Source organism: Chitinophaga filiformis, from assembly GCF_023100805.1.
Taxonomy (GTDB): domain Bacteria; phylum Bacteroidota; class Bacteroidia; order Chitinophagales; family Chitinophagaceae; genus Chitinophaga; species Chitinophaga filiformis_B.
This window is the reverse complement of sequence record NZ_CP095855.1, coordinates 214,833-230,012: the sequence shown is the minus strand read 5'-3', so window position 1 is coordinate 230,012 and position 15,180 is coordinate 214,833. Positions and strand designations below refer to the sequence as shown.

General features: G+C 47.1%; 10 protein-coding genes. 4 read left to right on the top strand and 6 right to left on the bottom strand.

Going from position 1 to position 15,180, the window contains the following annotated elements:
• Nucleotides 1-26: 26 nt before the first annotated feature.
• Entirely contained in the window at nt 27-2,456 is a 2,430-nt protein-coding gene (gene ppsA, locus MYF79_RS00960; protein WP_247812123.1) for a phosphoenolpyruvate synthase, read from the bottom strand.
• 178 nt (nt 2,457-2,634) lie between these two features.
• Here ppsA and MYF79_RS00955 point away from each other — a divergent pair, with 178 nt between their 5' ends.
• Together MYF79_RS00955 and MYF79_RS00950 are read left to right on the top strand one after the other, a co-directional pair.
• Nucleotides 2,635-3,177 (top strand): Lrp/AsnC family transcriptional regulator, encoded by a 543-nt coding sequence (locus MYF79_RS00955; protein ID WP_247812122.1) that lies wholly within the window; start codon nt 2,635-2,637, stop codon nt 3,175-3,177.
• A gap of 454 nt (nt 3,178-3,631) precedes the next feature.
• Complete coding sequence (locus MYF79_RS00950) at nt 3,632-6,868, top strand: TonB-dependent receptor (RefSeq protein ID WP_247812121.1); 3,237 nt, start codon at nt 3,632-3,634, stop codon at nt 6,866-6,868.
• Nucleotides 6,869-7,391: 523 nt separating this feature from the next.
• Here MYF79_RS00950 and MYF79_RS00945 read toward each other — a convergent pair.
• The 4 genes from MYF79_RS00945 to MYF79_RS00930 form a co-directional block, all read right to left on the bottom strand.
• Complete coding sequence (locus MYF79_RS00945; protein WP_247812120.1) at nt 7,392-7,799, bottom strand: hypothetical protein; 408 nt, start codon at nt 7,797-7,799, stop codon at nt 7,392-7,394.
• A 79-nt stretch (nt 7,800-7,878) separates the two neighbouring features.
• Entirely contained in the window at nt 7,879-8,190 is a 312-nt protein-coding gene (locus tag MYF79_RS00940; protein WP_247812119.1) for a YHS domain-containing protein, read from the bottom strand.
• 22 nt (nt 8,191-8,212) lie between these two features.
• Nucleotides 8,213-8,446 carry a hypothetical protein gene (locus tag MYF79_RS00935; RefSeq protein WP_247812118.1) on the bottom strand — a complete coding sequence of 78 codons (234 nt, stop codon included), beginning with the start codon at nt 8,444-8,446 and terminating at the stop codon, nt 8,213-8,215.
• 177 nt (nt 8,447-8,623) lie between these two features.
• Nucleotides 8,624-10,684 carry a M13 family metallopeptidase gene (locus MYF79_RS00930; RefSeq protein ID WP_247812117.1) on the bottom strand — a complete coding sequence of 687 codons (2,061 nt, stop codon included), beginning with the start codon at nt 10,682-10,684 and terminating at the stop codon, nt 8,624-8,626.
• A gap of 142 nt (nt 10,685-10,826) precedes the next feature.
• Between MYF79_RS00930 and MYF79_RS00925 the strand changes: the two genes are divergently transcribed.
• Both MYF79_RS00925 and MYF79_RS00920 read left to right on the top strand, forming a co-directional pair.
• Nucleotides 10,827-11,357, top strand: coding sequence for a hypothetical protein (locus MYF79_RS00925; RefSeq protein ID WP_247812116.1), 531 nt, complete (start codon nt 10,827-10,829; stop codon nt 11,355-11,357).
• A gap of 37 nt (nt 11,358-11,394) precedes the next feature.
• The gene (locus MYF79_RS00920) at nt 11,395-12,654 is read left to right on the top strand and encodes a replication-associated recombination protein A (protein WP_247812115.1); all 1,260 of its coding nucleotides are present in this window, start codon (nt 11,395-11,397) and stop codon (nt 12,652-12,654) included.
• Here MYF79_RS00920 and pbpC read toward each other — a convergent pair.
• Entirely contained in the window at nt 12,648-15,032 is a 2,385-nt protein-coding gene (gene pbpC / locus MYF79_RS00915) for a penicillin-binding protein 1C (protein WP_247812114.1), read from the bottom strand. The genes MYF79_RS00920 and pbpC overlap by 7 nt on opposite strands.
• Between the last annotated feature and the right edge of the window lie 148 nt (nt 15,033-15,180).

Below are 15,180 nucleotides of genomic sequence, written 5' to 3'. Positions count from 1 at the left end.
GTGCCCGCTGTTCTGCTATATATAGACTATATGTAAGGGATCTGTTCTTTCAGTTCTTCTGCTTCATGGATCGCTTTCACTGTTTTGAGCAGCGCATCAGGTGTTACTGAAATGCTGTCTATACCCTGCTCTACGAGAAACTTTGTAAAATCGGGGAAGTCAGAAGGCCCCTGTCCGCATATTCCTACTTTAACCTGTTTCCTTTTGGCTGCAGTGATCAGCATGCTGATCATCCTTAACACCGCCGGATTACGTTCGTTGTAAAGGCCCGCGATCAGTGAAGAGTCGCGGTCCAGTCCCAGTGTAAGCTGGGTAAGGTCGTTAGAGCCGATGGAGAAGCCATCTATATGCGCAGCAAATTCTTCAGCCATGATAATGTTGGAAGGTATTTCTGCCATGAGGTATACCTCCAGCCCGTTACGGCCTCTTTCTATGCCATATTGCTTCATGGTATCCAGTACAAGCAACAGTTCATCCACCGTTCTGCAGAAGGGAATCATCACCACCACATTCTTCAGCCCCATCTCTTCCCTCACCTTTTTGATGGCCTTACATTCCAATGCAAAGGCTGCCTTGTATTTCTCAGAGTAGTACCGCGATGCACCCCGCCAGCCGATCATGGGGTTCTCTTCTTCCGGCTCAAAATATTTTCCGCCTAAAAGATTGTAGTATTCATTGCTCTTGAAATCAGAGAAGCGTACAATGACCTTACCCGGATGGAATCCTGCTGCAATCTTTGCAATGCCGTAAGCGAGTTTCTGTACGAAGTAAGCCTCCTCGTCATCATAACCTCTGATGAGCTGCATGATATCAGCCGTCAGAGCCGGATCGTTCAGGGTCCTGTGGTGCAGCAGTGCAAGCGGATGGACCTTGATATAGTTGTTGATGATGAATTCTTCCCTTGCCAGCCCTACGCCTTTGTTGGGCAGGTGTGAGAACTGAAAGGCCATTGCCGGAGAGGCTACATTGAGCATCAGCGCCGTTTTGATCTCAGGCAGCTCGCGTAAGTCGAAGGAGGTTTCTTTGTAAGGCACCAGGCCTTCATAAATGATACCTTCATCACCTTCTGCACAGCTGATGGTAATATCTTGTCCGGTAGAGAGTAATTCTGTTGCATTACCACAACCAACGATGGCAGGGATGCCCATTTCTCTGGCTACAATGGCCGCATGACAGGTTCTGCCACCTTTGTTGGTGACGATCGCTGCTGCCATTTTCATGATGGGCTCCCAGTCAGGGTCGGTCATGTCTGTTACCAGCACATCGCCCGCTTTGAATTCAGTTCCTTCTGTGATGCGTTTGTCGAGAGAGAACAGGATGTTGACCTTTCCGGAAGCGATCTTATCTCCAACTGCTATTCCTTTCAGGAGTGGAGTAGCGCTGCCTTCAAGAGAATATGAAGTAATAGTGTGATGTTCTTTCTGGGAGTGAATGGTTTCCGGGCGGGCCTGCACAATGAAGAGTTCATTGCTTAACCCGTCGAGGGCCCATTCAATATCCATAGGGCACCATTTGTCTTTTAGTTCAGAATAATAGTCTTCTATTTTGCATACCCATTCCGCCAGTTGCAGGATCTGTTTATCTCTCAGGCAGAATCGCTGCTGATTCCCTCTTTCAACGGGGATCACTTTTGTGCGCTGGTCATTGCTTTCCCCATAGATCATCATCTTATCCTTAATGCCCAGCCGCTTTTCAATGATGGGCGAGAACTTGCCATTGAGCGCTGGTTTGAACACGATGAATTCGTCGGGCGATACTGCGCCCTGTACGACCATTTCACCAAGGCCAAATGCGCCGTTGACTACCACGACATCTTTAAAACCTGACTCTGTATCGAGAGAGAAGGCTACACCAGCAGCGCCGAGGTCGGAGCGTACCATCTTCTGCACACAGACAGAGAGGCCGATACTGAAATGATCATATCCGAAGTTCTGCCGATAACTAATGGCCCTGTCGGTAAAGAGGGAAGCAAAACAGTTACGTACGGCATCTATGAGCGCAGCAGGTCCCCGTACATTCAGATATGTTTCCTGCTGGCCGGCAAAGGAGGCATCGGGCAGGTCTTCAGTAGTGGCAGATGAGCGTACAGCTACGTCGGTGATATCCTGGCCATACTCCCTGGACAACTCCATATAAGCGCTGATGATCTCAGCACTGAGTTCATGAGGGAATTTGGTATTGCTGATGGCCTGCCTGATGCGCTGACCCGCCCGGCGTAAGGTAACCAGTGAGTTGAAATCAATACCTTCGATCTGTTCGCGGATATATTCTTCCAGACCACTCTGGCGTAAGAACTGATAGTATGCAGTTGTTGTAATGGCAAATCCGGAGGGGATATTAATACCGGCCCTGGAAAGGTTGGCAATCATTTCCCCCAGCGAGGCACATTTCCCGCCTACGATAGGGATATCCTCCAGGCCTAATGCCTGTAAAGGAATTACAATTCTTGTTTCCATTAATGAGAAAAATTTTGGTGTATGATAGTTGGCGCGTCAGGATAAAGGTCATGATTATTGTATATAGAAATACAGATGTATGCTAAAGCCGAAAACAAATCTATAAAGCGCTGCGGCGCATGATTTTTTTTCCGGAGTAGTGTCTTTATTCTACGTATTTTTAGTAAAATATTCCCCAATGCATTTCACGTTAGATGAAACCGACCTACACATACTGGATCTGTTGCAGGAAGACGCACGCCTCACCAACAAAGAAATAGCGGCGAAACTGGGAAAATCAGTGACCTCCATTTTTGAAAGAATAAAGCGCCTGGAATGTGAAGGATATATTAAAGGGTATGTAGCCATATTGGACAGGAAGCGGATGGGAAAACATGTGACCGCCTTTGCTAATATTACACTGAAAGAGCATGGGCATGATGTGTTCCTGCTTTTTGAATCAAAAGTGAACGCTTTCCCGGAGGTCATGGAATGTTATAAGATCAATGGTCCGTATGATTATCTTCTGAAGGTAATGGTGGCCGACCTGGAAGAATATGAACTGTTTATAACAAATAAGCTTTCCCGCCTGGATGCCGTCAGCCGCATCAACAGTCTCTTCGTAATAGCGGAACCCAAGCATGAAACTGCCTTGTCACTAAACACGGGACAGATCATCAAAACAACAAAGCCAGGTAAGAAAGATGAGGATAAGGATAAATCCGGCTATAGTGAGAGGTGATATGGTGATTCATGCTTTAACGAATAATTTCATATAGGCGTAAATCTGCATGTTAAACGGCTGCAGGAAAGAAGGCTTGCATTATGAAAAACTTAACATACTTAAAAGCGAAAGTTAATATTAGGGTAACAATCCCTTAACACAGGCTGTCTATTTTTGATATAATGCGAACAAATTGGAAACCTATATAGCGAAACACCCTTATTTGTTGCTGCATCCTGATAAGCTTGTATGGATGAACATGGTCCACTTCAAACTCATGCTTCCTGTATCTATGCCTGGAAACGAGTGAAAATTTAACAAGCCCAACAGAAAATATTTCACACATAGTTCAATGGCTTAATCCATAAGTCATTGAATTTGATACGTACGCCGGTGTGTTAACATTAATTTAATATTGCGTTAACATATGCGTAATGTAGCAGGGATACGTTTGCGTCAAAATTCAAAAGACGTGAATAAGAAATTCTATTCATTATTGCTATTTGTAGGTATCCTTGTACTGTCTGCAGCCGGCTTGAGAGCACAGATCACTACTTCCCAGCTCACGGGAAAGGTAGTCAGCAGTAAAGGCGAGGCGTTGCCAGGTGTAACAGTACTGGCAGTGAACACATCAACCGGTACGCGTTACGGAGCTCAAACAAACGCGGATGGCCGTTACCTGATCAATAACGTAAATCCAGGTGGCCCTTATGTAATAACAGTTTCCTTCATTGGTTATAAAAAAGAAGAAAGACCTGACATTAACCTGTCATTGGGTAGCAGTACTTTCAACTTCCAGCTGACCGACGCTTCTACTGCGCTGAGTGAAGTAGTAGTGAAAGGTAATACTACCGGCAAATCCGGTGGCGCCTTTAAAATAGGTCAGAATCAGTTAAAGACCCTTCCTTCCATCAATCGTAGCTTCCAGGACTTTACACGTGCTACTCCACAGAGTAACAACAACTCCTTCCTGGGTACCAACTACCGTTATAATAACGTAACCCTGGATGGTGCTATCAACAACGATGCGATCGGCTTTAGCCCTTCCCTCGGCGGACAGAGCAACAGCTCCGGCCAGCCTGGTAGCAGCACCCGTTCAAACCCGGTATCGCTGGACGCGATCCAGGATATCCAGGTTTACCTGGCTCCTTATGATGTGAAGATCGGTAACTTCCTGGGTGGTAGTATCAACGCGGTAACCCGTAGCGGTACCAACGAATTCCATGGCTCTGTATATGGTTTCGGCCGTAATGCCGGTATGATCGGTAAGAACAATGCCGGTGACGGTTCCAAACTGCCTTCCGACTTCCATGATTACCAGACTGGTGTTAGATTGGGCTTCCCTATTATCAAGGATAAATTGTTCTTCTTCACCAACGAGGAAATAGCACGTCGTCGTGACCCGGTGATCCTGGGCGCAGGTTCTGCTGATATGCCACTGATCACCGTACAGGAGGCAGAACAGATCCGTCAGCACATGCTGAGCCTTGATGTAACCAAATCAGGTAAATACGATCCGGGAACTTATGGCAACACATCTATATATGCTAACTCTAATAAGTTCTTCAACCGTCTGGACTGGAACATCAATGATAAACACCAGTTATCAGTACGTAACAATACCATCACTTCAGAGGCCACCAACCTGGAGCGTGACCAGCAGAACTTCCGTTTCAGCGGTATCGACTTCAAACAGGTGAACAACCAGTCCTCTACTGTTGCGGAATTGAAAAGCCGTTTTAACAATACTGTTTCCAACAGCCTGATCATCGGTTATTCCAACATCCATGACTATCGTACCCCTTCTTCAGACCCTTCACTGCCACAGATCCAGATCAAATCAAGAGGTGGTACCATCTTCCTGGGTACAGACCGTGAAGCGTCTATCTTCGATATGAAACAGAAGACCTTTGAATTCACCGATAACGTGAACATTTTCAAAGGCAAACATAACATCACCATCGGTACACACAATGAGTTGTACAACATCACCTATGGTTTTGTGAACTCCTGGAACGGCCGTGTAGACTATGACAGTATCGCAGACTTCCTGGCCGACGCTCCAAGCCGTGTACGCGCTAACTTTAATTATACCAACAATTCCCGTGATTATATCATGGCGAATCCTCCGGCTAAGTTCAAGATCGGTATGTACAGCCTGTACGCTCAGGATGAGATCCAGCTGACTGACCGTTTTAAACTGACTCCAGGTATCCGTTTCGATTATACCAGCCTGCCTAACAGACAGGCATTGAGCGACAAGACCACAAACGCTCCGGTAGATCCTAACTTCGGGACAACTTACAGCTATACACAGCCAAGAAACATCAACAATAAATATCTTAACAACATCCAGATCTCCCCTCGTCTGGGCTTTAACTTCGACATCAAGGGCGATCAGAGCCTGGTACTGCGTGGAGGAACTGGCCTGTTCACCGGTCGTATTCCATTCGCATGGTTAGGTTATGCATACTACAACAACGGTACAAGCTATGGTGCATATGATAAACGATTCACCAAAACTGCACCTCCTGTAGCAGGTAGCAATCCGGTGAAAGTATCTGACCAGGGCGCTGCGCAGTTTGTAGCTGCACAGGGTGTTAACGTAAACGACGCAACCGGTGCTACCCAGGTGGACCTGATCGACAACAACTTCAAAATGCCGCAGATGTGGAGAAGCAGCCTGGCGCTGGATTACTCTACAGAAAACAGGTGGAGATTTACAGTAGAAGGTATCTATACCAAAACTATCTATGATCTGAAATTCCAGCAGGTCAACCTGGTAGATAACCCTACTTACAATATCTACGATACACAGAAGCAACAGCCTATCTACAGTGGTAGCAAGATCAACTCTAAGTTTACCAACGCTTACCTGCTGTCCAACACACACAAAGGTTACCGTTATGCTGTAACCGGTCAGGCAAGCAAGGCATTTGATTTCGGTATGAACTTCTCAGTAGCGTATACTTATGGTCAGTCTAAAGACATCACCAATGGTATCCGTAACTCCATGGAGTCTAACTGGCAGTTGAACCAGGCGCTGAATCCAAATGAGCCGCAGCTGGCTTATTCCAACTTCGACATCCGTCACCGTATTGTGGCTACTGCCAACTACAAACTGGATTGGCAACATAAGGGACGTTTTATTTCTAACTTCTCCCTCTTCTTCAATACATCTTCCGGTTTACCTTTCTCTTATGGTTTCGTGAATGCTACCATTCAGGGTACACCACAACAGGTTAGCTTAGTATACATCCCGAAAGATCAGGCTGAAGCACGTAAGTTCTTCACTCCTGAGAACCAGGCGATGGCTGATGCATTCTTCTCTTACGTAGAAAATGATAAATACCTGAGCAGCCGTAAAGGACAGTTCACCGAGCGTAACGGTGGCCGTACTCCATGGAATACACAAGCTGACTTCCGTTTCACTCAGGACTTCAACTTCAAGGCAGGTAAGACCGTTCATACCCTGACCCTGACTTACGATATCATCAACCTGACCAACCTGTTGAACAAGGATTGGGGTGTTCAGTACTTCTCTCCAAATACATTCAACTCTACCGCAAGCGTAGGTCTGAGCAGCAAGGCTGCTGGTTCCCCAAGCGCTTACCCGGTATACACCTGGTCTAATCCTGGTACGCCTTACTCCAGAGACTTCTTTGCGAGCAGACACCAGATGCAGCTGGGCTTGAGATATAGCTTCTAAGGAAAAGGAATTAGTAGTTGAGAAACGGGGATAATGCAGCGATGCGTTATCCCTGTTTTGTTTTCAGGGAATGTGAGGGGGAATTCGCCACCATGGTTCATGATGAATCGCGTGAATCCCATGCGTCCCCCCATTGAAATGGGGGGCTACAAACACGTGACCCCTACGGGGTCGATTTTCGGGTGATAAAATTGTTTTCCGGTGTGTTTGTATGCCATGAATCCGTGAATCGCGTGATCCCATGAATCCCGATGCATCGCGTGAATTCCACGCATCCCCCCATTGAAAATGAAGAGCTACAAATACATGCCCCCTACGGGGTCGATGTTCGCGTGGTAAAATAATGGAATGGGGATACCGAATTTGTTAATACGCTGATAATGTACCCGTAACACTGAAGTAACACCGGGGGGCTAACTTTATTATATAATTTGAACGTAAGCGTAGATTTTCATAAGCTGTTTTAATCGACGGTCCCGGGATTTATCCCGGGACTTTTTATATTGTATTGCTTATGAGTGAATTACTTATTGATGAGGATGAATTTGCGGCTGATCTGCTCTTTGGTGACACCAATTAACCAGTCATCTATCCGAATGCTGCTATCGTTCAGCTTTTCTACCTGGAGGTACTGAGAAATGGAATCTTTACCGCTAATGATCAGTTTTACTTTATCGCCGGAAGGGATAACTTTATAAGTACCCGTGAAATGGTAACGCTTGGCATCAAAAACGAACTGGCCGTTGGCGCCGAAAATATAAAAAGCGGAATCTCCGGGTGCGATGTTCTGCCAAACAGTATCCGGCAATGATAACTGTTGGGATAGTTGCCAGGAACCGGTGACATCTATCGCAGGCGTGGGCTCCACGTCATTTTTCTCGCAGCTGCAGAATAACATGAGTAGCAGCAAGCTGGTTATTAGTGATCTCATGCATAGGAGTTTGTAATTAGAACGCAAAAAACTGAACTAAGTTACATTGGGTAAGAGATAAAAAAGGGCTGACGGTCGATTACAGTCCCAGTTTACCTGCATACTTCTCCGGATTCTTATCAAATACACGCTTGCAGGTGGGGGAACAAAAGTGAATGGTGTCATTCTGATATACACTCCATTCTTTATACATCGTATCATAAGGCATACCACATACCGGGTCCGGTAGTTTGCCCGCAATAACCGCATCCTGCGCTGGCGCATGCTCCGCAGGTTGGGGAGTGCTGGCACCACTGTCGTGTGCAGGCTTTGTGCCGGAATTGCCACAGGCAGTCATTAATGCCGCCAGCAGAAGTGTATAGGAGATGTGCTGTAGTTGTCTCATCGTCATAATAGGTTGCGTTTTAAAAAGATCAGGCAATGGTCTCATTGTCTTTATTAATACGCATTACCAATATGCGAAAGTATATTTTCAATGTGAAAGCCAGTACTAAACTTCCCATCAGGCTCAGGGCAATGATAGCTCCTGTAGTAGTGGTCAGCAGAAAAGCCCCCAGTTTGGGTAAATATGGCAGAAGCATCGCCACCAGGGCAATGATCAATATATTGCGGATTTCTGTGCGATATTGTTTCAAAATGCCGGTCATTGTTACTGTTTAAATCCGGTGAGTAATACACAAAAATAACACATAAAGGACAGAAAATATTGTACAAATCCCGGAGATTGATGACCGGTTTGCGGTAAATGCAGTGGCGTTACTTAAAATAACAACGGGGGACCCGGATCTACCCGGGCCCCCCGTTGTTATTTTAAGTAAAATAGATTACCAGATCACGACACGTTTGTCGTCAGGCAGGCACATTTTGCTGCCGCCGGTGCAACCCCAGGCATCAGCAAAAGCTTTCAGGTGAGGCAGAGGGCCGTTGATGCGGTCCCTGGCCGGAGAATGCGGATCTGTCTGTATCTGGTTACGCAGAGCAGCTTCTGTAGTGTTGGCATGCCATACCTGCGCCCATCCCAGGAAGAAACGCTGTTTCCAGTTAAAGCCGTCAATCAGGGCCGGCTCAGGTTTGCCTTTCAGGGATTTCTCCAGTGCACTGTAGGCGAGGGTCAGACCACCCAGGTCAGCAATATTTTCACCGATGGTCAGTGCGCCGTTGATATAGAAACCTTTCTGTACCTCAATGCTGCTGAAATAGTCGATATAACGTTTGGCCAGCGCCATGAAGTTTTTACGGTCGGCATCTGTCCACCAGTTCTTCAGGTTACCGTCAGCATCGTACTGAGACCCCTGGTCATCAAAACCATGGGTGAACTCGTGACCGATCACCGCGATGATGCCCCCATAGTTAATGGCATCGTCTGCATCAGCATTGAAGAAAGGAGGCTGGAGAATACCGGCAGGGAATACCACTTCGTTGTTCAGCGGGTTGTAATATGCATTTACCGTCTGAGGCGTCATGCCCCATTCGCTTTTATCTACGGGTTTACCGATCTTATCGAGCGCTTCTTTATGACCATAATGGGCGGCCGAAACGAGGTTCTCGATCAGGGTACCTGGTTTGATATCGATAGTGGAATAATCCTTCCATTTGTCAGGATAACCGATCTTGTATGTGAAGGATGCCAGTTTCTTGTGGGCCATCTCTTTGGTGGCAGCGCTCATCCAGGTCAGGCTGTCGATACGCTGTCCATATACGGCACGTACGTTCTCGATCATTTCAGATACCTTCTGTTTGGAGCTTTCAGGGAAATATTTCTTGGCAAATACTTTTCCCAGCGGCATACCCATGATACCATCAGTAGCACGGATAGCGCGTTCCAGGCGGGGACGCTGTTGTTTGGCGCCGCGCATTACAGTCGCAAAGAAGTGGAAATTCTCGTCATCTATCGGTTTAGGCAGATAGCTGGCAAAATGCGATAATACCTGCCAGCGCAGCCAGGTCTTGAGTGTTTCCGGGGAAGTGCTCTTTAAGAGTGCAGATACATTTTTCAGATACGGTTTGTTCTGAAGGATCAACGTATCGGTTTTGATACCCTGTGCACCTGTAAACACATCCCAGTCAAATTCAGGGGCCAGTTTCTTTAATTCGCTGTAATGTGCTTTGTTGTAGGTAGCAACAGGATCACGCAATTCTACATTGGTGAGCTGCAGCTTGGCTACTTTGGTTTCAAAGTCAAGGATAGTCTTGCCCGGATCGGCATCTTTGAAACCTGCCTGTGAGAATTGCTTGTTAATGTGGTTCACAAACTCTTTACGCACTTCTGCTGTGCTGGAGTCAGGCCTTTCATAATAGCTTCTTTCACCAAGACTCAGGCCATCCTGTACCTGGTACACGGCATTCATCTTACTGTTACGACCATCCGCATCAATGCCAAAGTTTACAACGCCGGGAATACCGAGCATTTCCAGTTCGCCGGATACTTTTGCAAAGTCGGAAAGGTTCTGGATGCCGTTGATCTTATCAAGGTAAGGCTGCAGCGGACTTATACCCAGTTTTTCGATAGTGGCAGTATCCAGGAATGAGCGGTAAAAATCAGAGATCTGCTGCTCTTCTGTCCCTTTCTTCAGGTCTTTTTGCTCTGCCAGGGCAAGAATGATACCTTTTAACCGTACTTCTTTATTTTCCTTATCAAGTACATTGAAAGCACCCCAGCGGCTTTCTGTTGAAGGTATAGGATTGTTCTTCTTCCAGTTGCCATTTACAAACTGGTCAAAATCATCGCAAGGCTTTGCGGTTGAATCAATTGAACTTACTTCGAACGCGGGGACTTTGGTTGTGTCTGGTCCTGCCTGTGTTTGTTTTGTGGTGTTGTTGTTACAGGCGGCCATAAGGGATACAGCTGCCAGCAATGGAAGATGTAAAGCGTATGTGCTCTTCATATGTAAACAGGTTTAGTAGCTCAATATAACTAAAACATTGCATGCAGAAGTGTCGCTTTTTTATAGACGGCGGGAAGGGCAGTAGTATACTGGGTGGTTTGCTGGTTGTTTAGTAGGTTTGTAATCTGTAAAAATGGAATACATGACTTTTAGATTTAAATTGTTTAAGGCGTTGACAGGGATTAACTTGTTCATCACGGGATTCTTTCTGCTGCTGAATCTCACGTCCATGCTAATGGGGGCATTTGGCCAGGGCCTGGTCTCCATTGTTATGTTCGGTGGGGTCTTTATCCACGCCATCTTGTCGGCTTACCTGCAAAGGAGCCTGCAGGAACCCGGTTTTACGCTGAAAGAGAATACGCCTGGCGGTATCCGCATTATGGGTGGTTACTCAATACTGGTGGGTGCTTTTATGCTGATAGGCGCTATTGCCATTTTTGCTTACAAAGACCTGTATCTGAAAGAAGTGGCCAACCAGATGACCGATGAACAGCTACGACAGCTGGATTCCATGAAAGGTTTGATGGGGAAAATAATAACTGCCATGCAGATCTTCCTTTTCCTTTATGGCAGCTCTATCATAGTGAATGCTTTGTTATCCTTGTCCTTCCTGCAGCAATGGAAGAAAAAACAGGAAGACGATAAACATATTGATCTTGACCTGGATGCCTGATAACCCTGGCATCCAAAACACTTAATATCACTGTATAATGGAACCATTAGCCGAGCGAATAAGACCGGAGACACTGGACGAGCTGGTGGGACAGGAACACCTGACCGGCAAGGACAGCATCTTACGTACTGCCCTGCGGCAGGGAAAGATCCCGTCAATGATCCTGTGGGGGCCTCCGGGCGTAGGTAAGACCACTATTGCCAACATTATTGCACATACACTGGATGTGCCCTTTTATACACTCAGTGCTATTTCTGCCGGTGTAAAAGAAGTACGCGAAGTGATCGAGATAGCCCGTAAACAGGGGTATGCCGTATTGTTCATTGATGAGATACACCGCTTTAATAAGTCCCAACAGGATGCCCTGCTGGGCGCTGTTGAAAAAGGTATCATTACGCTGATAGGCGCCACTACCGAGAATCCTTCCTTCGAAGTCAATTCCGCTTTGTTGTCCCGCAGCCAGGTATATGTACTCAAACCACTTAGTGAAACCGAGTTATTACAGCTGTTGCACCAGGCCATGAAACAGGATGAATGGCTGGGCAGCAAACAGATAGAACTAAAGGAGACCACTGCCCTGTTTAATATCTCCGGTGGCGATGCCCGTAAGTTGCTTAACCTGTTTGAACTGGTGGTAAATACCCTGCAAAATGAAATGCCCATTGTCATTACCGATCAGAAGGTGATGGATATAGCACAGCAGCGTGTAACGATCTACGACAAGACAGGGGAACAACATTATGATATCATCTCTGCATTTATCAAATCTGTTCGTGGAAGCGATCCAAATGCAGCTGTCTACTACCTGGCGAGGATGATAGAAGGTGGTGAGGACGTGAAGTTCATTGCGCGCCGCCTTGTGATACTGGCGTCTGAGGATATAGGTAATGCCAATCCCAACGCATTACTCCTGGCTACGAGCTGCTTTCAGGCGGTAACGATGATCGGCTATCCGGAAGCACGGATCATCCTCTCCCAATGCACTACTTACCTGGCCTCTTCCCCGAAGAGCAATGCTGCATATATGGCTATCAATAATGCCATATCTGTGGTGTCGCAAACCGGCGATCTGCCGGTGCCTATGCATATACGCAATGCGCCAACGAAGATGATGAAGGACATGGGGTATCATAAGGGATATGAATACTCTCATGACTACGATAACAACTTCTCCCCGCAGGAATACCTGCCGGACAGTATCAAAGGCATGAAGCTCTATGATCCGGGCAGGAATGCGCGTGAGGATGAAATGAGAAAACACCTGCGCAGCTTATGGAAGGAGAAGTACGGTTACTGATCTTCGTTCTTCCTGGCCAATATCTCAAACGATATATGTATCTGCTCTCCCTGCTCATCAACCAGTGTGATGGTATGTTTACCCGCAGAAGGATGCAGTGCTAACTGATGGATTTCCTGTGTGGTACCTATATAATTGTTATCCAGGTGCCAGAAGATCTTCTCCGTCGTATTGCGGTGCGTTGCTGTGAATACGGCCTCTCCGGGCGTACCATCTATTTCAACAGGTACATAGATACGCGCATTAGGCCTTGGATAGATCAGCTCCATAGGCGCTTTGCCGGTACTGAGCGTGGCCAGGCAAGCTGCTTTGTATGGAGGCAGTGGCAGATAATTGTGTTTCGAACGATAGTAGAATTCCATTGCCGGGGGTAGTACAAACCATGGCACATGCTGCATTTGCGAGGGTGGTTCACAATCTGCTGTAACACGCCACGTTCCGGTATGATCCAGATGCACCAGTTGATGATAGGGACATACGCCTGAGCGTAGTCCGCTGACTGGTACTGCAATGGAATCTTTTTCCGGACAAAGATCGCTGGTCCTGTAACCGCTCTGCCGGCAAACTTCTATCTTCTGCAGTTTGCTATAAGGCGCGTTAAACCAGCTGCCGGTCTGTAGTAAACGAAACACGTCAAAGAGTACCGGCGCCGCTGTAGATACACCTATCAGCCCTGGTCTGCCCTCACCATCTGCATTGCCTACCCATATGCCTACTACATACTGTGGCGTAACACCAATGGCCCAACCGTCCCTGAAACCGAAGCTGGTGCCTGTTTTCCATGCAATACGTTGTGAAGATGAGAACTGCTGCCAGAGCAATTCCTCACCAGGGCGCATTACCTCTTCCATCGCCTGAAAAGTATACCAGATGGCGCCCGCATCCAGTACGCCACTGGTGGATGGTGAATGTTTTGATACCAGTTTAGCTCCCTGTATATAATTTGGCGGATGGATATCATCTGCGTCATATTTCCCCTTGTACTGATCCAGGTGCAGCAGGGTGCGCGCCATGCTGGCGTACATGCCCGACAGCTCCCACAGGGTAGCCTCTCCGCCACCGAGGATCAGCGAAAGGCCGTAGTGGTCTGCTGGTTGGGTCAATGTTGTCATTCCCATTTGTTTCAGCAATGCATGCAGCCTTTCATAGCGGTATTGCTGTAACATCCTGACCGCAGGAATATTGAGCGAACGTGCAAGCGCTTTACTGGCAGGCACCGCTCCATCATATCCCAGGTCAAAGTTCTGTGGTGTGTATCCTGCTATCTGTGTAGGAATGTCTGCCACCAGGGAATGCGGTAAAATCAATCCATCATTCAGCATGGCTGCATATAAGAATGGTTTCAAGGTACTGCCCGGGCTGCGGGGCGCCTGTATAATATCTACATGGCTTTCCGTTTCAGGATCTTCCGGATGAAATACATTGCCTACATAAGCCAGCGTATTACCGGTTTCCACATCCAGTACAATAGCAGCTGCATTGTTGATACCGTTCGCTTTGTAAACATTATGATAGCGCTCTACGATACTGCTGACATTCCTTTGCAATGATGCTTCCAGCGTTGTCCTGACGCGTGTAACGGCTTTATTGTCTTTTTGAGCCAGGTAGTCTTTCCTGAACTTGTCCAATAAATGCGGGGCATCCTGTGGTAATGCTTTCGGCTGATCGGGCAGCGGCTCCAGCTTGGCCAGCTGGCAGGTTACGCTGTCAATGGTATTGTTCTGCTGCAGCTTATCCAGCAGCTGATTGCGTTTTTGTAGTAATATCTGCCGGTTACGACCCGGGTGTACGAGTGCCGGACTATTCGGCAATACCGCCAGTGCGGCTGTTTCTCCCCAGGACAGCTGTGTGGCGCTACGGCCGTAATACCGCCAGGAAGCGGCTTCCAGCCCAACCACGTTCCCTCCGAAAGGCGCATTGCCTGCGTATAATGATAAAATGCTCTTCTTGGAATAAGAGAACTCCAGCCGGGTGGCCATCACCGCTTCTATCAACTTTTGCATAAGGGTCCGCTGCCGGTTGCGCGATAACCTGATCACCTGCATGGTAAGCGTACTGCCACCGCTGACAACTTTTTTCCTGCTGATGTTTTGCCTGATAGCCCGGCCCAGCGCCAGTATATCTACCCCCCAGTGGTGATAGAAACGTTTGTCTTCATAGGCAACAATGCATTTGGCAAATTTGTCGGGTACCTGTTTGTCTGCCGGAAAACGCCATTGTCCGTCAGTAGCAATGGTAGCGCTTAGCAGTTCTCCGTTACTGTCTTCAATCACGAAAGAGGTAGGCGTAGTGAAGAGACGGGAAGGTATAGAGAAGATGTAAAGGATAAGGAGCAGGGCTGCAGCAAGAAGCCACCATTTTCGTTTTCGGAACCACATGAAGTAAAATTAGGAATAAGAATCGGGAATAAAATACAGGAGGGCAATGTTTGTTGTACGGTGGTAATGCCTAAAAAAGACTGCCGTTTAGCAAAGCAATCAGGAGTATTCCCTCTTGCTTCACTAAACGGCAGCCAGTTAAGAAGAA